Annotated in this window: 12 protein-coding genes; 9 read left to right on the top strand and 3 right to left on the bottom strand. The window is 71.7% G+C overall.

Annotation, left to right across the window (positions count from 1 at the left end; all coding sequences use genetic code 11):
- Positions 1-78 precede the first annotated feature (78 nt).
- Positions 79-996, top strand: coding sequence for an NAD(P)H-binding protein (locus ACIBUY_RS06430; protein WP_399151955.1), 918 nt, complete (start codon positions 79-81; stop codon positions 994-996).
- 55 nt (positions 997-1,051) lie between these two features.
- On the opposite strand, the gene ACIBUY_RS06435 is transcribed toward ACIBUY_RS06430, so the two are convergent.
- Positions 1,052-2,203 (bottom strand): YihY/virulence factor BrkB family protein, encoded by a 1,152-nt coding sequence (locus tag ACIBUY_RS06435; RefSeq protein WP_365566919.1) that lies wholly within the window; start codon positions 2,201-2,203, stop codon positions 1,052-1,054.
- A 453-nt stretch (positions 2,204-2,656) separates the two neighbouring features.
- Here ACIBUY_RS06435 and ACIBUY_RS06440 point away from each other — a divergent pair, with 453 nt between their 5' ends.
- The 7 genes from ACIBUY_RS06440 to ACIBUY_RS06470 all read left to right on the top strand — a co-directional run bounded on the left by ACIBUY_RS06440 (position 2,657) and on the right by ACIBUY_RS06470 (position 13,471).
- On the top strand, positions 2,657-5,062 hold the full coding sequence (locus ACIBUY_RS06440; RefSeq protein WP_399151956.1) for a Pls/PosA family non-ribosomal peptide synthetase: 2,406 nt from the start codon (positions 2,657-2,659) through the stop codon (positions 5,060-5,062).
- A gap of 4 nt (positions 5,063-5,066) precedes the next feature.
- Positions 5,067-7,130 (top strand): amino acid adenylation domain-containing protein, encoded by a 2,064-nt coding sequence (locus ACIBUY_RS06445; RefSeq protein ID WP_399151957.1) that lies wholly within the window; start codon positions 5,067-5,069, stop codon positions 7,128-7,130.
- Positions 7,127-8,152 carry a TauD/TfdA family dioxygenase gene (locus ACIBUY_RS06450; protein ID WP_399151958.1) on the top strand — a complete coding sequence of 342 codons (1,026 nt, stop codon included), beginning with the start codon at positions 7,127-7,129 and terminating at the stop codon, positions 8,150-8,152. Before ACIBUY_RS06445 ends, ACIBUY_RS06450 begins: the two co-directional genes overlap by 4 nt.
- The gene (gene sbnB / locus ACIBUY_RS06455; RefSeq protein ID WP_399151959.1) at positions 8,149-9,186 is read left to right on the top strand and encodes a 2,3-diaminopropionate biosynthesis protein SbnB; all 1,038 of its coding nucleotides are present in this window, start codon (positions 8,149-8,151) and stop codon (positions 9,184-9,186) included. Before ACIBUY_RS06450 ends, sbnB begins: the two co-directional genes overlap by 4 nt.
- Positions 9,187-9,238: 52 nt before the next feature.
- A complete protein-coding gene (gene sbnA, locus ACIBUY_RS06460) occupies positions 9,239-10,222 on the top strand; it encodes a 2,3-diaminopropionate biosynthesis protein SbnA (RefSeq protein WP_399151960.1) in 984 nt (327 codons plus the stop codon).
- A 51-nt stretch (positions 10,223-10,273) separates the two neighbouring features.
- Positions 10,274-11,947 (top strand): acyl-CoA dehydrogenase family protein, encoded by a 1,674-nt coding sequence (locus ACIBUY_RS06465; protein WP_399151961.1) that lies wholly within the window; start codon positions 10,274-10,276, stop codon positions 11,945-11,947.
- A 237-nt stretch (positions 11,948-12,184) separates the two neighbouring features.
- The gene (locus tag ACIBUY_RS06470) at positions 12,185-13,471 is read left to right on the top strand and encodes a GAF domain-containing protein (RefSeq protein ID WP_365566926.1); all 1,287 of its coding nucleotides are present in this window, start codon (positions 12,185-12,187) and stop codon (positions 13,469-13,471) included.
- 19 nt (positions 13,472-13,490) lie between these two features.
- Here the strand turns inward: ACIBUY_RS06470 and ACIBUY_RS06475 are convergent, their stop codons facing one another.
- Entirely contained in the window at positions 13,491-15,026 is a 1,536-nt protein-coding gene (locus ACIBUY_RS06475; RefSeq protein ID WP_399151962.1) for a right-handed parallel beta-helix repeat-containing protein, read from the bottom strand.
- A gap of 160 nt (positions 15,027-15,186) precedes the next feature.
- Here ACIBUY_RS06475 and ACIBUY_RS06480 point away from each other — a divergent pair, with 160 nt between their 5' ends.
- The gene (locus ACIBUY_RS06480) at positions 15,187-16,566 is read left to right on the top strand and encodes a hypothetical protein (protein ID WP_365566928.1); all 1,380 of its coding nucleotides are present in this window, start codon (positions 15,187-15,189) and stop codon (positions 16,564-16,566) included.
- A 98-nt stretch (positions 16,567-16,664) separates the two neighbouring features.
- On the opposite strand, the gene ACIBUY_RS06485 is transcribed toward ACIBUY_RS06480, so the two are convergent.
- Positions 16,665-17,696, bottom strand: coding sequence for a M4 family metallopeptidase (locus ACIBUY_RS06485; protein ID WP_365566929.1), 1,032 nt, complete (start codon positions 17,694-17,696; stop codon positions 16,665-16,667).
- Between the last annotated feature and the right edge of the window lie 194 nt (positions 17,697-17,890).

Here is a 17,890-nt window from a genome sequence, read left to right on the forward strand (position 1 = left end):
GTGCAGCGTAGACGGACGCTTATGGCAGTGAGCGGCTCAGCGATGTTTCCGTTCGCCGGGCGGCAGTTGAGTAGAGGCATGACAGAAAACGAGAACACGCAGAACACGCAGAGCACGCAGAGCACGCAGAACACGGCGAACACGGCGAACACGGCGAACACACAGCAGCAGACGACGACCGTGCTGGTGACCGGGGCGACCGGTCGGACGGGACGGCGGGTCGCCGAGGCGGCGCGCGCCGCGGGGCTCACCGTGCGGGCCGCCTCGCGGTCGGGCGCGGTGCGCTTCGACTGGGCGGACCCGGCGACGTGGGACGAGGCGCTGCGCGGCGCCGACGGGGCGTACCTCGCGTTCCCCTCGGACATCGGGGCGCCGGACGCGGCGGGTGCGGTGGGCGCGCTCGCGCGGCGGGCGGTCGGGCTCGGCGTGCGCCGGCTCGTGCTGCTTTCGGCGCGCGGCGAGGACCAGGCACGCCCCGCCGAGGAGGCGCTGACGGCGTCGGGCGCGGAGTGGACGATCCTGCGCTGCGCATGGTTCCAGCAGAACTTCAGCGAGGGCGTCCTGCTCGACCAGGTGCGCGGCCCGGAGCTGGCGTTCGCGGCGCCGGACGGGCTGCGCGAGCCGTTCATCGACGTACGGGACATCGCGGAGGTCGCGGTGGCGGTGTTGCGCGACGCCTCCGGGCGGTACGCGCGCCAGGCCCTGGACCTGACCGGTCCCGACCTGCTCACGTGGGGCGAGGCGCTGACCGCGGTGGCCGACGCCGCGGGCACGGCGAAGCGTTACGTGGCGGTACCGGTGGGCGACTACGGGGCGGCGCTGCGCGGGTTCGGGGTGCCCGATGAGGAGGTGGAATTCCTGGTGGAGCTGTTCACCGTGCTGCTCGACGGGCGCAACGCGTCGCTGACGGGTGACGTGGCACGGGTGCTGGGACGCGGGCCGCGCTCTTTCGGGGCGTACGCGGTGGAGGCGGCGGCTGCGGGCACGTGGAAGTGACGCTCCGGCCGGGGCGGGGGGGGGACAGCCGGACAGCCCCCTCGCCCCGGTCCGGCTACTCCTCCCCGTCCCCGGGCGGCACCTCGCCGCGCCGCGCGTGGGTGCGCAGGCGGGACGTCACGTCCTCCGGGGGCAGGAACTTCGACCAGCGTTCGGGGAACTCCGAGGGCATGTCGGGGTCGTCGGGGTCATCGGGGTCGTTGGGCTCGCGGGTCTGCGCCGCCGCCCTCGCCACGAGCTGCGCGGCGGCGGCCGTGCGGACCCGGTCGTTCGCCGCGCGGGCCGCGGACGTGGCGACCGAGGGCCAGACGCGGTCGATCGCGGCGTTCACGGCGGCGCCGACGAGCACGGCGAACGCGGAGACGCCGATCCACAGCAGCACCGCGACGGGGGCCGCGAGGGAGCCGTAGATCGTGGGGCCCTCGATGGTGTTGGTCAGGTACAGGCGCAGCAGGAAGCTGCCGGGGATCCACATCGCGAGGGCGACCAGGGACCCGGGCACGTCCTCGATCCAGGGCGAGCGCACCGGGACGGACACGTGGTAGAGCGTCGTCAGGAAGGCGACGGACAGGACGAGGACGACCGGCCAGTACAGGACCTGCACGACCGTCGTCGACCACGGCACGAGGGCGATCACCGCGTCCGGGCCCGCGATCATCAGCGGCAGCGCCACCGAGCCGACGACGAGCCCGACGAGGAAGAGCAGGAAGGCGAGCAGCCGCGTCTTCACGATGCCGCGCACGCCGTCGAGGCCGTACATGACGGTCACGGTGTCCACGAACGTCGACACCGCCCGCGAGCCGGACCACAGCGAGATCAGGAAGCCGATGGAGATGACGTCGGGGCGGCCGCCCTTGATGACGTCGTCCAGGATCGGCTCCACGATCTCCTTGACTCCCTGGTCGGTGAGGACGGTGCGGGAGGCCTCGAGGATGTTGTCGCGCACGCCCGCGATCGTGTCGGCCCCGGTCCACGTGTCGACGTACGCGAGCAGGCCGACCAGGGCGAGCAGCAGCGGCGGCACGGACAGCAGGGTGAAGAACGCCGCCTCGGCCGCCAGGCCCAGGATGCGGTACTCCATGCACGAGTTGACGGTGTCCTTGAGCAGCAGCCAGGCGGTCCTGCGCTTGGAGACGTTCTGGTAGAGAACGCGGGCCCGGTGGAGACGGCCGGACGACGGTGGAGGCGATTCACTTGCTGGCTGCACGCCCTAAAGGTATCCGTCACACGGTGCGGCACCCATCCCCTGGTGGCCCTGCCTGCGGGTCCGGCGCCGGCGGGCCTGTCATGAGCGTGTTGGCCGAATAACGTGGCGCTGCGAAACGGAGAGTCTTCCGGCAATTACGCGGCCCTTTCGGTGAGTTCCCCGGCGGGGCGTCCACGACACTCGTAGAACCGGCATGACCACGCCATGAATCAGCCGTCGGAAATCGCCAAAGACATCAACCCCTCTTGATTCGTTCATGAATCAACGGAAGGATTCCCGATCGTATTCAATGCGCCCGGAGGAAAATGATCGGCGCGCACTGCACGGGGGGACGTCCGGGGGGACATCCAAGGTCAGCAAGCACGGCCTTGCTCAACCGCATTGCTCCTCATGCCTTTCCAGCTGCCATTCGAGAATTAGCGCGAAACATGCGTCACAGCACGAGGAGCTCATGTGCCGAACGGCACCGAACGTGTTCTTGCCGAAGTCCTGGCCGGTGTCGTCCGCGTGGACCACGTACCTCCCGACAGTCATTTCTTCGATGATTTGTGCGCCAACTCATTGGTGATGGCGCACTTCTGCGCCCGGGTACGCAAGCGCGACGACCTGCCGGCCGTGTCCATGAAGGACGTCTACGGCCATCCGACCATCCGCCGTCTGGCCGCCGCCCTCGACGAGGCACCGGCGCCGCCACCGGCCCGTACCGAGGCTCCCCCGCCGCCCGGCAGCACGCCCCGCTATCTCCTGTGCGGGGCGCTGCAGTTCCTGGCCTTCGCCGTGTACTGCGCGCTCGCCGGGGTGGTCACCGCCCACGGCTACGCCTGGGTCACCGAGGGCTCCGGGCTCGTCGACGCGTATCTGCGCTCGGCGCTGTTCGGCGGCGCGGTCGTGCTCGGCGCGAGCGCCCTGCCGATCGCCGCGAAGTGGCTGCTGGTCGGCCGCTGGCGGGAGACCGAGTTCCCGGTGTGGAGCCTCGCCTACGTCCGCTTCTGGCTGGTGAAGGCGCTGCTGCACGCGAACCCACTGGCCCTGTTCGTCGGCAGCCCGGTGTACGTGCTGTATCTGCGGCTGCTCGGCGCCCGCATCGGCCCCGGGGTGACGATCCTGTCCCGCTCGCTGCCGGTCGCGACCGACCTGCTGACGATCGGCGCGGGCACGGTGATCCGCAAGGAGTGCCACTTCCTCGGCTACCGGGCGCACGCCGGACGCATCCGCACCGGCCCCGTCACACTCGGCCGGGACGTGTTCGTCGGCGAGAAGACGCTGCTCGACATCGGCACGTCGATGGGGGACGGCGCCCAACTCGGCCATGCGTCCGCCCTGTACGACGGCGCGGCCGTCCCCGCGGGGGCGCACTGGCACGGCTCCCCCGCGCAGCCGACGGACGTCGACTACGTCCGCGTGCCCGAGGCGCGGTGCTCGACCGCGCGCCGGGCCGCGTTCGGCATCGGCGGCGTCCTGCAACTGCTGCTCGTCCTCGTGCCGCTCGCGGTCGGCGGCAGCGATCTGCTGGTGTCCCGGCTGCCCGTGCTCGACACGCTGTTCGCGCCCGACTCGCACGACCTGGCGTCGCCCGCGTTCTACGCCGAGGCGCTCGGCCTGTCGATCGCGGTGTTCGTGGCGTTCGTCGTCATCGGGCTCGCCTCGGTGGCCCTCGTGCCACGCCTGCTGAAGCCGCTGCTGCGCCCCGACCGCACGTATCCGCTGTACGGGCCGCACTACTCGGTGCAGCGGGCCATCGCCCGGCTGACCAACATCAAGTTCTTCAAGTGGCTGTGCGGCGACAGCTCGTACATCGTCCCCTACCTGCGTTCCATCGGGTACGACCTGTCGCAGGTGGAGCAGACGGGATCGAACTTCGGCACGGAGGTGCAGCACGAGACGCCGTACCTGGCGAAGGTCGGCAGCGGCACGATGGTCGCCGACGGCCTGTCGATCCTGAACGCCGAGTTCTCCGCGACCTCGTTCCGCGTGCGCCGCACCGAGATCGGGCCGCACAACTTCCTCGGCAACCACATCGCCTACCCGGCCGGCGGCCGCACCGGCGCGAACTGTCTGCTCGCCACGAAGGTGATGGTCCCGCTGGACGGTCCTGTCCGCGAGGGCGTGGGGCTGCTCGGCTCGCCCGCCTTCGAGATCCCGCGCACCGTCGAGCGCGACACCCGCTTCGACCACCTGCGCGAGGGCGACGAACTGCGCCGCCGGCTCGCCGCGAAGAACCGCTACAACCTGCGCTCGATGGGCCTGTTCCTGTTCGTGCGCTGGCTGCACTGGTTCGCGCTCACGGTCATCGCGTTCGCCGCGGTCGACCAGTACGACCGGGCCGGCGGGCTCCTCGTCGGGGCGTCGCTGGTGGTCGGGCTCGCGTTCAGCACCGGCTACTACGTCCTCGTGGAGCGGCTGATCTGCCGGTTCCGGCCGCTGCGGCCGCAGCTGTGCTCGATCTACGACCCGTACTTCCGCTGGCACGAGCGGCTGTGGAAGGTGCCGGACAACCACCTGGTGGTGTTCAACGGGACGCCGTTCAAGAACGTGGTGTGGCGCCTGCTCGGCGTCCGCGTCGGGCAGCGGGTCCTCGACGACGGCTGCTCCATCACCGAGCGGACGCTGGTGACGATCGGCGACGACGCCACCCTGGCCGCGCACACCAAGGTGCAGGCCCACTCGCAGGAGGACGGCACCTTCAAGTCCGACCGGATCGCGATCGGCGCGGGCTGCACGCTCGGCACCGGCGCGCTGGTGCACTACGGCGTCACGCTGGGCGCCGCCGCGGTGCTCGCCCCCGACTCCTTCCTGATGAAGGGCGAGCAAGTTCCTCCGGGGGCCGGCTGGGGCGGCAACCCGGCGGTGGGGAGGTAGGACGATGACGACGATCCCGAACAACACCGCCGAATACGCGATGTGTGAACTGCCGCTCCCCGAGGGCCTGTTGGTGACCGAGGGCGCGCTGGCCGCCGCCCACGACCGGGTGCTCGCCGCCCTGTCCGCCGTACGCGACGACACCGCCCTGCACGTACGCGCCGACGGCCGGACCCTGCGCCTTCGGTACCGCACCGACGTGCACGACGCCGAGGCCGCCGCCCGCATCGCCGGATACCACCTGACCGCGCTCGTCTCACCGCAGCGCCGCAGCCTGCTCTCCGAGGAGGAACTCCGCTTCCAGCTCGAGGAGTTGGCGGGGCCGCACCGGAAGCTGCCCGACCGTCGTGTCCACGAGCTCTTCGAGGAGCGGGCGGCCGCGCACCCCGACGCGGTGGCCGTCGTCGCGGAGGGCGGGCGGCTGACGTACGGGGAGCTCAACTCCCGTGCCAATCAGGTCGGCCGGGAGCTCCTGGCGCGCGACCTGCGGCCCGAGGACGTGGTCGCGGTGCGGATGGAGCGCTGCCTGGACTGGCCCGCGGCCGTCCTCGGCGTTCTCAAGGCGGGCGGCTGCTACCTGCCGATCGAGCCGCACTTCCCGGCCGCACGGATCGCGGCGACGCTCGCACGGGCGGGCTGCGAGCGGGTCGTCGCCGAGGAGGGCGGCACCTTCTCGGTACCGGATGCGTGCGCGCAGGGCCACGCGGACGGGAACCTCGGCGTGCGGGTCGACCCCGGCCGACTCGCGTACATCTACTTCACGTCGGGCTCCACCGGCGAGCCCAAGGGCGCGATGTGCGAGCACGCCGGATTCCTCAACCACGTGTACGCCAAGCTCGACGACCTCGGCATCGGGGCCGGGGACGTGGTCGCGCAGACCGCGCCGCAGTGCTTCGACATCTCCCTGTGGCAGTTGCTCGCCGCGCTGCTCGTGGGCGGGCGCACGCACCTGGTGGCGCAGGGGGCGATCCTGGACGTGCCGCGGTTCGTGGAGACGATCGCGGACGGGCGGGTCACGGTGCTCCAGGTCGTGCCCTCGTACCTGGAGGCGGTGCTCGCGGAGTTGGCCGCGCGCCCGCGCCGACTGCCCGATCTGCGCTGCGTGTCGGTGACCGGCGAGGCGGTGAAGAAGGAGCTCGTGCGACGCTGGTTCGCCGCGCGGCCCGGGGTCCGGCTCGTCAACGCGTACGGCCTGACGGAGACGTCGGACGACACCAACCACGAGGTCATGGACCGGGTGCCGGACGAGGACCGGGTCCCCCTGGGCCGCGCCGTCGCCAACGTACGGATCTACGTCGTCGACGAGGACCTGGTGCCCGTACCGCTCGGCGCGCCCGGAGAGATCGTCTTCTCCGGGGTGTGCGTCGGACGCGGCTACGTCAACGATCCGGAGCGCACGAAGGCCGCGTTCGGCGCGGACCCGTACCGGCCGGGCGAGCGGCTCTACCGCAGCGGGGACCACGGCCGCTGGCTGCCCGACGGCAAACTGGAGTTCCTGGGCCGCCGGGACGGACAGGTGAAGATCCGCGGCTTCCGCGTCGAACTCGGCGAGATCGAGAACGCGCTGCTGCGGGTCGACGGCGTCCGTGACGGCGCGGTCGTCGTGGTGCGGGGCACTCAACTGGCCGCGTTCTGCACGGGACTTGAACCTGTGTCCGCGGAAACCGTCCGGACTCGTCTGGGCGTCTCACTCCCTGCCTACATGGTGCCGTCCGTCGTGCACTGGCGCGAGCGGCTGCCGCTGACGGCCAACGGCAAGACGGACCGCCGTGCGCTCACCGCACTCGCCGAACAGCTCGCCCCCTCAACTGCCGCTCCCCTTACGGAGCTCGAGGAGCGCCTGGCCGCTCTCTGGGCCGACGTGCTCGGCATCCCCGCCGCCCGCATCGGCCGCCACGACCACTTCTTCGACCTCGGCGGCAGCTCGCTGTCGGCCGTGAAGCTCGTCATCGCCCTCGACCGGGCCGTCGCCCTCAAGGACGTCATCCAGCATCCGGTCCTCGCGGAACTCGCGGGACTGCTCGACCGGACGACCGCTCAGCGCCATGGAAAGGACTCCCGCTCATGACCGGCTCCATGCCGTTCCCGTCCCCGTCCCCGTCCCCGCTTCCCGACGATCTGGTGCTCGATCCCGGCAGTCCGCCGCTGTTACCGGCCGCCGACGGCGGTGACCCGGAGGCGTGGGCGGCCGCGCACCGCGGCGCCCTGCGGGGCGCCGTCGCCGCGCAGGGCAGCCTGCTCGTCCGCGGTCTCGGCCTCGCCGAACCTGCCGCGATGGCCGCCGTGTTCCGGCAGCTGGCCGACACATTGATGCCCGACCGGGAGCCGTTCGCGCCCCGGCGCCGCTACGCCGACGGCGTGTACTCGTCGTCCAAGTGGCCGCCGAACCAGCAGATGTGCATGCACCACGAGATGAGCTACGCCCTGGAGTTCCCCGGCCTGATGATGTTCGCCTGCCTGGAGGCGCCCGCGTCCGGCGGCGCCACCGGGCTCGCGGACTCGGGGGCCGTCCTCGACGCGCTGCCCGCCGCCGTGACCAAGCGGTTCGAGCAGGAGGGCTGGGTGCTGGCGCGGACGTACCACGACGAGATCGGGGCGTCGGCCGCCGAGGCGTTCGGCACCGACGACCGCGCCGCCGTCGACCGGTACTGCCGCGCCCACGCCATCGACGCCGAGTGGCGGCCCGACGGCTCGCTCCACACCCGCCAGCACCGCGCCGCCGTCGTCCACCACCCGGTCACCGGGCGCCGGCTGTGGTTCAACCAGATCGCGTTCCTCAGCGAGTGGACGATGGAGCCCGAGGTGCGCGAGTACCTCGTCGACGTGTACGGGCCCGACGGGCTGCCCTTCACCACCCGCTACGGCAACGGCGAGCCGATCGGCGAGGACGTCGTCCGCGCGATCAACGAGGCGTACGACGCCCACACCGTCCGCACGCCGTGGCAGGTCGGCGACCTGCTGCTCATCGACAACGTGCGCACCGCGCACAGCCGGGAGCCCTTCGACGGACCGCGCGAAGTGCTCGCCGCGCTCGCCGACCCGGTCGGGCTCGCCGCGTGCGCGCCCACGGTCGAGGTGGGTGCCCGATGACCCGCACCACCGCACCGGCCTTCTCCGTGATCTCCGGCCACCAGGTCCAACAGGTCCTGGATGGACGCGAGTTGGAGATCCTCGAACTGATCGAGGCCGTGTACCGGCTGCACGGCGCGGGCGGCACCGTGAACCCGCCGTCGTTCTTCCTGCGCTTCCCCGACCGCCCGTCGGCCCGGATCATCGGGCTGCCGGCCTCGCTCGGCGGACCGCTGCGGGTCGACGGGCTGAAGTGGATCTCCAGCTTCCCGGAGAACACGGCCTCGGGGCTGCCCCGGGCGTCGGCGGTCCTGATCCTCAACGACCCCGACACCGGATACCCGTACGCCTGCCTGGAGAGCTCGGTGATCAGCGCCACCCGCACCGCGTCGTCGGCGGCGCTCGCGGCCGACCGGCTCAGCCGGGGCCGGGTCCGCCCCGCCCGCGTCGGCTTCGTCGGCACCGGCCTGATCGCGCGCTACGTGCACGCCCATCTCGCCGCCACCGGCTGGGAGTTCGAGGAGACCGGGGTGCACGACCTGTCGCCGGACAGCGCGCAGGGGTTCCGCGGCTATCTGGAGCGGTCCGGCACCAAGGGGCGGATCGCGGTCCACGACAGTGCCGAATCGCTCATCAGGGCAAGCGAGTTGGTGGTGTTCGCCACGGTCGCCGGCGAGCCGCACGTGCACGACGCGTCCTGGTTCGGCCACCACCCGCTGGTGCTGCACCTGTCGCTGCGCGACCTCGCGCCGTCGATCCTGCTGGATGCCGAAACCGCCAACTTCGTCGACGACGTCGAGCACTGCCTGAAGGCGAACACCTCGCCGCACCTGGCCGAACAGGCCACCGGTTCACGGGAGTTCATCGACGGCACGCTCGAGGACGTCCTGACCGGGCGGGTCGCCGCGCCCGCGGACCGGACCGTGGTGTTCTCGCCGTTCGGGCTCGGGGTGCTCGACCTGGCGGTCGGACGATACGTGCACGACGAGGTGGCGCGGAGGGGCGCGCTGCACGTCGTGGACGGGTTCTTCCACGAGCTGAGCCGGTACGGCTGACGGCACGCTCGTGGTGCACATGGGGGACACGGGGGACACAAGAGGGGGAACCATGCCTGTCATTTCCGATCCAGTGAGGTTCAACGAGGAACAGCTCTACGTCGACCTGCGCGGCTCACTGGGGCTGCCGCTGTACCTGAAGTGCGAGGGATTCAACTTCGCCGGGTCGATCAAACTGAAGGCCGCCACCGCGATGGTGGACGCCGCCGAGCGCGAGGGCCGGCTGCGGCCCGGCTCGGTGCTCGTCGAGTCGTCGTCGGGGAACCTGGGGGTGGCGCTCAGCGTCATCGCGGCCAGCCGGGGTCTGCGCTTCCTGTGCGTGACCGACAACCGCTGCAACCGGTCGACGATCCGCCTCATGGAGGCGCTCGGCACCCGGGTGCACGTCATCGAGGAACCGGCCGTCCACGGCGGGCTGCTCGCCGCACGCCGGTCCTACGTACGGTCGCTGTGCACGTCCGACGACCGCTATCTCTGGCTGGACCAGTACCACAACGACAACAACTGGAAGGCGCACTACCGCACCACGGCCCCGGCCATCGCCGAGCACTTCCCGCGCCTTGACGTGCTGTTCGTCGGGGCCGGCACGACCGGCACGCTGATGGGCTGCGCCCGCTGGTTCTGGCAGTGGCGGCGCCGGGTGCGCATCGTCGCCGTCGACAGCGTCGGCTCGGTGAGCTTCGGCGGGGCGCCGGGCCGCAGGCTGATCCCCGGACTCGGCACGAGCGTGCCGCCGCCGATGCTCGACACCTCGTACGTCGATGACGTCGTGCACGTCGAGGAGGCCGAAACCGTCCGCGCCTGCCGGGACCTGGCGAGCCGGGGCTTCCTCTTCGGCGGCTCGACCGGCACCGTCGTCAGCGGCGCCGGGCAGTGGCTGGAGCGGCACGGCCGCAGGGGTCTGACGTCGGTGGCGATCGCCCCGGACCTCGGCGAGCGCTACCTCGACACGGTCTACCGGCCCGGCTGGCTGCCGGAGGCCGAGACCCGGACGGGCCACGGGGAGGTGACCGCGCTGACGCGGCTGGCCAGTTGATGCGGGGCGGGGCGCTCGCCGGGTCCGGCACCGCGCCGGTAGGTTCGCGGCATGTCAGGCAGTACGAGCAACACAAGCAACACAGGCAATACGAGCAACACAAGCAGTACGCACACCGTGACCAATCAGGCCCCACCCCTCGCGGGTCACGACGTCTTCGCCACCGACCGGGTCCTCGTCGAGGGCCTGGAGCGGCATCTGGACCCCGCCCTCCTGGACGAGGCGCGGGGTGAGCTGAGCGTGCTCGGGCAGGCCGCCGGGTCCGCGCAGGCCCAGGAGTGGGGGCGGCTCGCGAACGAGCACCCGCCGGCCCTGCGCACCCACGACCGCTACGGCCACCGGATCGACGAGGTCGAGTTCCATCCGGCCTGGCACCGGCTGCTGGGCAAGGGCGTCTCCGCGGGCCTGACGTCGGCGTGGACGCGGCCCGGCGGGCACCTGCGGCGCGCCGCCGCGTTCCTGGTGTGGTCGCAGGTCGAGGCGGGCCATCTGTGCCCGCTGTCGATGACCCACGCGGCGGTCCCCGCCCTGCGCGCTCAGCCGGAGCTCGCCGCGGTGTGGGAGCCCCGACTGGCCTCCACCGTCTACGAGTTCGGGCTGCGGCCCGCGGGCCTCAAGGCCGGGGCGCTGCTCGGCATGGGGATGACGGAGAAGCAGGGCGGCAGCGACGTACGGGCGAACACGACGCGTGCGGAGCCGACCGGGGACGGGGACGGGGCGTACGCGCTCACGGGACACAAGTGGTTCTGCAGCGCGCCCATGTCGGACGGGTTCCTGGTGCTCGCGCAGGCCCCGGACGGGCTGACGTGCTTCCTCGTGCCGCGGGTCCTCGAGGACGGGGCGCGCAATCCGTTCGCGATCCAGCGGCTCAAGGACAAGCTCGGCAACCGGTCGAACGCGTCGGCCGAGGTCGAGTTCGCCGGGACCCGGGCGCACCGCGTCGGCGACGAGGGGCGCGGCGTGCGCACCATCATCGACATGGTCGCGGCGACCCGGCTCGACTGCGTGCTCGGTTCGGCGGCCCTGATGCGCCAGGCGGTCGCGCAGGCGGTCCACCACTGCACGTACCGCGAGGCGTTCGGCGCACCGCTGGTCGACCAGGCGCTGATGCGCAACGTCCTGGCCGACCTGGCCCTGGAGTCGGAGGCGGCGACGACGCTCGCGCTGCGGCTCGCGGCCGCGTACGACGCCGGTGAGGAGCCGTTCCTGCGGCTCGCCGTCCCGGCCGCCAAGTACTGGGTGACCAAACGCTGTACGCCCCTGGTCGCCGAGGCCCTCGAATGCCTCGGCGGCAACGGGTACGTGGAGGAGTCGGGGATGCCGCGCCTGCTGCGCGAGGCTCCCCTGAACTCGATCTGGGAGGGCGCGGGCAACGTTCAGGCCCTCGACGTGCTGCGGGCGCTGCAGCGGGAGCCGGGGGCCCTGAACGCGTTCCTGGTGGAGATCGGCCGGACCCGGGGCGCCGACCACCGCCTGGACGCGGCCGTCAAGGACCTGCTGACCGAACTCGGCGATCTGGACGGCATCGAGGCGCGGGCCCGCCGTCTCGCGGAGCGGATCACGCTGGTGCTGCAGGGTTCGCTGCTCGTGCGGTACGCGCCGCCCGAGGTCGCGGACGCGTTCTGTGCGTCGCGGCTCGGTGGCGACCACGGCGGCGCGTTCGGGACGCTGCCGCACACGCTGGCGCTCGCCGAGATCGTGGAGCGGGCGCGCCCGGTGTCCTGAGCGGGTCGGACGAACCGAGCGCGGGGATGGTGCTGCGCCGACACGGCACCATCCCCGCATTTCAGGCCCCTGAAGGAGCTTGAACGCCGCCTGGGCGGCGTTGGTCCCAGTTTCAATCGCCGTACGGTTGTTCGCCAGGGTTGCAGGGGGTTGCAAGGTTCCTGTGCAAGAGCCCACCCTTGCCGTGGCTCGGAGGTGCACGATAGGCGTAACTCCCCGCATACCGAGGATTCAGGCATGAACAAGGACTCGACGATCGATCTGGCGCGGCTGTCCGCGATGGACGTGGCACTCGCGTCGCGGCTGCTCAAGGGCGTACGCGAGGCGACGCTCTCCGGCCAGCGGCCGAGGGTCATGCCCCGGCCGGAGATCGGCGAGTCCTGGGGGCGGATGCTGCGCGGCGGCGTCGACCCGGACCACGACGTCCGCCGCGGCCTCCTGGGCGTCGACGAGGTGGAGGAGCGGCGCCAGGCCTCGCCCCTCCTCGACGTCCTGCCGGTGCTGCGCGAGGCGCTGGTGACGGTGGCCGAAGCGGCGCAGCACATCATGGTGATCAGCGACGCCGACGGCCGGATCCTGTGGCGCGAGGGACATCCGGGAGTGCTGCGCAAGGGCGACCGGCTCGGCTTCGAGATAGGCGCGCACTGGGCGGAGGACGTCGTCGGGACGAACGGGGTGGGCACGCCGCTGGTCACGCGCCGGCCCGTCCAGGTGTTCTCCGCCGAGCACTTCGTGCAGTCGCACCACCCGTGGACGTGCACGGGTGCGCCGGTGACGGACCCGCGCGACGGGCGGCTGCTCGGCGTGGTGGACGTCAGCGGCCCGCTGGAGACGATGCATCCGGCGACGCTGTCGTGGGTGCGGTCGGTGGCACAGCTCGCGGAGGCGCGGCTTCGCGAGCGGCACGTGGGCAGCCTGGAGCGGCTGCGGGCCGTGGCGGCGCCGGTCCTCGCGCGGATCGGCGGCCGGGCCGTGGCCGTCGACGGGCACGGCTGGACGGCGGCGGTCACCGGGATGCCGCTGCTCGACCGGATCGCCCTGCCCAAGTCCCTGACGGAGGGCGCCTGTTGGCTGCCCTCGATCGGCGCGTGTCAGGCGACCCCGCTGCCCGGCGGCTGGCTGATCCTGGTCGACGACGCGCCCGAGCCGCTCACGGCGACGCGGATCGCCCTGGACGTGAGCCGGTCGCGCCGCTGGTCGGTGGAGGTGTCGGGCCCGGCCGGTGCCTGGAGTCACGAACTGAGCCCGCGGCACGCCGAGTTGCTGTACCTGCTGGCCCACCACCGGGGCGGCCGCAGCGCGTCGGGCCTGGCCGAGGACCTGTTCGGGGACCCGGGGCGCACGGTGACGGTGCGCGCGGAGATGTCCCGGGTGCGCCGCTACCTGGGCGGCCTGCTCGCGCACCGCCCGTACCGCTTCCTGGAGGACGTCGACGTGGAGGTGCTGCTGCCGCAGGACCCGCGCGACCTGCTGCCGCACTCGACGGCTCCGGCGGTGGTCAGGGCCCGCTGCCCCGGGGTGTGAGCCCTGACCTCTGCGGGCGTCAACGGCCGTTGAGTGCACCGATGTTGACGGCCGCACCGGGCTCCACCCGCTGACCGGCGAAGTCCCGCGTCCCCGCGTCGGCGAGGGGCAGTCCGGCGCCGAGGGCGGGCGAACCCGGCCGCAGTGCGTAGGCGGCACGCGCGTCGGCGATCCCGGTCGCGGTGCCGGGGGCGGCGAGCAGCGGATCGGCGCCGGTGCCACCGGGGTTGTCGGGCAGGGAGCCGATCCCGTACAGCGCGTTGTGCGACAGGGAGACGCCCCCGGAACGCAGCACGAACGAAGCGCTGCCCGAACCGGCCTTGTGGACAAGGTTGTTGGCGTACGCGATCTCGTGCCGCGCGGTGGTGTTCTCGTTCACGACGGTCTGGGCGACGCCGTCACCGACGTGGATCGTGTTGTGCAGGAAGCGCACGTCGGTGAAGGATCCGCGGCAGGTCTCGATGCCGCGGTAGTGGTCGTTCTGGCTGACGTTGAAGCGGATGACGGCGTCGGAGAGGGTGCCGTCGGCGGTGCAGACGAGGAAGAAGCCGCCCGCGTTGTCGTGGCTGTAGTTGTACTGGAAGACGGTGCCGAAGGTCCCCTCGTCGACGTCGTACGCCATGCCGTCGCGGGTGGTCTCCCCGCCGGAGGTGTCGTTGTACTGGAAGACGGTGCCGTCGGCGTTGTACGGCCACATGCCGGCGTTGTATCCGGCGGAGCGGCGCTGGAAGCCGCGCAGGGTGTTGTGCTCGACGAGCGCGCCCTTGGTCACGGTCATGACGATGCCGTCGCCGCCGAGGTCGGAGAGGGTGTTGTTCCGTACGACGACCCGCGTGGAGGGGGTCCACGCCGGGCCCGCCGGGTCGTAACCGCCCACCGCGGACCGGCTGTTCCAGCTCGACGCGAAGAAGATGCCCTCCCGGTCGATGGAGTCGAGGGTGTTGCCGGCGACGACCACGTCGTCGTAGCGGGTGGGCACGGCGGATCCGGTGACGGAGAACAGGATGCCCGCGGAGCCGTCGTTGTCCTTGGTGTCGTCGCCGCGGATGTCGTGGACGGTGAGGTTCGTGAGGCGATAGTGGGTGCCGGTGCCGTAGTCGTCGAGCAGGACGCGGACGCCGCGGCGCTTGGTGCCGGGGTGCGCGGCGTTGGTGATGTCGAGGTCGGAGACCTCGATCCACTGGGTGTTGCGCAGGAGAACGGTGTCGATCGCCCCGTTCCCGTCGACGACGGGCTTGGCGGCGTCGCGGTTCCCGTACGCCCCGATCCGGACCGGGCTGCCGGGCCGGCCCGCGCCGTCGGGAGCGAGGGTGCCGGTGCAGCGGCTGCCGCGCTTGAGCAGCACGGAGTCCCCCGGGTTCAGGTGCCGCGCGTTCACCGCCGCGAGGCTTCGCCAGGGCGCCTCGGCCGTGCCTCGCTCCGCGCCGGGCGGTGCCTGGCAGTCGACGTGGTGGACGCGGGAGGCCCGGGGTGCCGCGTCGGCGGCGGGCGCGGTGGAGAGCAGCGCGGCCGCACAGCCGGCGGCGGCGAGCGCAGCGGTCATCGTCCGTCTCATGCGCCACAGGGTCGCGTGCGCTCGCCTCCGGCGACATGGACAAATGTCTCCGGTGCCTGGACATCTTCGAGGGCGGTCGAGAAGTGGACGCGCCCTTGCCGGGGCCTACGCTCAACACGGCATCGCCACAGTGATGCCGACCACCACAGGAGGACGAACCTTGCAGCACTCACGCACGAGACCTTGGCGCAGGATACGCACCGCCCTGATAGCGGGCGCCGCGCTCCTTGCGACCGGCTTGTCGTCCGCACCGGCACAGGCCGCCGCCGGCGACAATCCCGGCGCGCTGACCCCGCTCACCTCCTCCGCCGAGCTCGCCAAGCTCCAGTTGCAGGAGCATCGGGTCCCCGAGACCTCTCTCGACAACCTGGCCGCGCAGATGGGTACTTCGGTCGGCGTCGACACCGTCCTCAAGAGCGCCAACCACCCGATGCGCAACAGGGCCGCCTGTGCCTCCACCGAGAGCGCCGCCCTCCCGGTGAGCCCGGCCGCCACGGACGCGTACTGCTGGGACACCGGCGACGCGACGACGCAGAGCTGGCTGCCGCAGTCGGTGACCACGTCCGGCGACGCCGACGACGACGGCATGTGGGGCACCAACAAGGTGATCCTCGCGGGCTGGACGCACAACGACAGCAAGGAGGGCGAGCCGGCCGCCGACGACCATCTGGCGCGCGTCGCGTTCATCGACGCCAACGACCCCGCCAACCTGAAGTACCGCTGGGTCCTGCTCGTCATCCCGATCGACGGCGGCACGAACTACAAGAAGCTGGAATCGCACCTGGGCGGCATGGTCTGGTACCAGGACAAGCTGATCGTGACCGCGCGCAACGGCGCCGACAACAACAACGCGCTCTACATCTACGACATGAGCCGCATCCTCCAGGCCAACGTCAACAGCAGTGCCATCGGCAAGGTGTCCGGCGGCTGGTCGGCCCACGGCTACCAGTACGTGATGCCGGCGATCGGCTCGTACAGCACGACGGGCGGCGCCTGCACGGACACGAGCGACAACGCCGTGCCCTGCTTCGCCTCCATCTCGCTGGACCGCACCACGACGCCGGACAGCCTGGTGGCCACGGAGTGGTTCACGTCCAGCGGCAGCAAGGGTCCGGCGCGCGTGTGGCGCTACTACTTCTCGACGGCCGCCGACCGCCCCGGCTACCTGGGCATCAACAGCAGCGACGTCGCGAACGTCGACGAGGCGTACGAGACGAAGGCGGTCGGCCTGCAGGGCGTCCTGTCCCACAACGGCAACTGGTACGTGGACGACGCCCGCGGCGGCGTGGGACAGCACGGCATCCTCTGGCGGCAGAACACCTCAGGCGCGATGGCCGCGGCGAACTGCGGCACCGACCAGACGTACGCCTGCTGGGGCAAGCACACCGAGTCGATGTCGTACTGGCAGAGCACCGGCAAGGTGTGGACGCTGACCGAGTGGGCGGCGAACGCCGCCGGGGAGTGGAAGGATCCGGCGGTCCCGGAGCGGGTGCTGTTCGCGACGCCCCTGTCGTCGATCGACAGCACGCTGCACAGCTGACGCTCCAGTGCGGGGGCGAGGGGGCCGCCCCCGTCGACCGATGGACAGCTCCGTCGACCGATGGACGGCTCCGTCGACCGGGGACGGCCCCCCTCACCTCACACCCCCGGAATCCCCCGGTCGGCGAACGCCGCCCGGACCGCCTTCGCCGCGGCGGACCCGTACATCTGCTGCGCCGTCGCGATCGTCTTCGTGGCGGCGGCGGAGAAGCTCGTGTCCGGTGCGAAGCCGAACTGGGCGTTCACGATGATCCGGTCGGCGACCCGCGCACCCAGCGCACCCCGGATGTCGAAGAGCGCCCGCGACCAGATCTCGCCGTCGGCGTGCACCTCCCCCACCTTGTCCGCGTACGTCTTGTCGGTGTCGACCCGCCGCAGGCAGTGGGGAGTCGTGTTCGTGTACGCGACCGAGTCCCAGTCGGCGACGCACGCCAGGTCCGTCTTCACCGGCCAGCCGTACTTGGCGTCGGCGGCCGAGCCGACCTCCACCGCGAGATAGTCACCGAACGCCTCGCCGATCGCCCCGGCCTCGGGCGACGTGCCGAATCCGGGGACCTGGGCGTTGTGCACGGCGTGGCCGTACTCGTGGACGATGACCTCCGCGTCCTCCGCGTCGTCGACGCCGCCCTTGCCGAAGCGGATCTCGGCCTTCTTGTCGGTGAAGAAGGAGTTGTCGGCGCCCCACTGGTTGATGCGGACGGGCTGGGCGCGGTCGTTGGCACCCGGCAGTTCGGTGCCGAAGCCGAGCGACTGCAGGTACTCCTGCGCCTCGTTGACCCAGAAGTACGCCATGACCTGCTCGAACTGGTCGTCGTGGCGGGTGTACGCACCGACGTCCGCGACCTTCGCGGAGGCGCCGGTGTCGGATCTGATGTACGCCCATGTGCCGGTCAGACCGCCACTGGCGTCGAGGTTGCGCAGGGCGGCGCGGGTGTACTGGGAGTCCGGGACCGCGGCCGCCGCGTCCTTGGCGTCGGTGAGGCTCTGGTCACCGGACGACTGGACCGGATTGACCATGAAGATCCGGGCCTGCGGATCGGCGGGGGCGGCCAGGGCCGGGGACGCGAGGGTGGCCAGGGCCACGGTGAGGGTGGCCGCGGCAAGCAGACCGCGAGGTGTGCGGCGTGACATCAGGAACATCCTCCGGATGGGTCGGATGCGGGGGGTGGCGTGGCGCTGCGGGATCTTCCCGCATCACGGGCCGCCTTGACCAGAGCGCGTCACACCGGTCCTGTTCAGCGGTCCTGTTCAGCGGTCCTGTTCAGCGGTCGTGTTCGCCCTCTCCGAACAGCTCTGGTCACCGGCGGCGGCCCGTGATGCGATGG

The sequence above is a fragment of the Streptomyces sp. NPDC050085 genome (assembly GCF_044460595.1).
Classification (GTDB): Bacteria; Actinomycetota; Actinomycetes; order Streptomycetales; family Streptomycetaceae; genus Streptomyces.

Coding starts and splice junctions, on each gene's coding strand:
- ACIBUY_RS06475 (WP_399151962.1), bottom strand. CDS start 15,026: ATGAGACGGACGATGACCGCTGCGCTCGCCGCCGCCGGCTGTGCGGCC.
- ACIBUY_RS06485 (WP_365566929.1), bottom strand. CDS start 17,696: ATGTCACGCCGCACACCTCGCGGTCTGCTTGCCGCGGCCACCCTCACC.
- ACIBUY_RS06465 (WP_399151961.1), top strand. CDS start 10,274: ATGTCAGGCAGTACGAGCAACACAAGCAACACAGGCAATACGAGCAAC.
- sbnB (WP_399151959.1), top strand. CDS start 8,149: ATGACCCGCACCACCGCACCGGCCTTCTCCGTGATCTCCGGCCACCAG.
- sbnA (WP_399151960.1), top strand. CDS start 9,239: ATGCCTGTCATTTCCGATCCAGTGAGGTTCAACGAGGAACAGCTCTAC.
- ACIBUY_RS06470 (WP_365566926.1), top strand. CDS start 12,185: ATGAACAAGGACTCGACGATCGATCTGGCGCGGCTGTCCGCGATGGAC.
- ACIBUY_RS06430 (WP_399151955.1), top strand. CDS start 79: ATGACAGAAAACGAGAACACGCAGAACACGCAGAGCACGCAGAGCACG.
- ACIBUY_RS06445 (WP_399151957.1), top strand. CDS start 5,067: ATGACGACGATCCCGAACAACACCGCCGAATACGCGATGTGTGAACTG.
- ACIBUY_RS06450 (WP_399151958.1), top strand. CDS start 7,127: ATGACCGGCTCCATGCCGTTCCCGTCCCCGTCCCCGTCCCCGCTTCCC.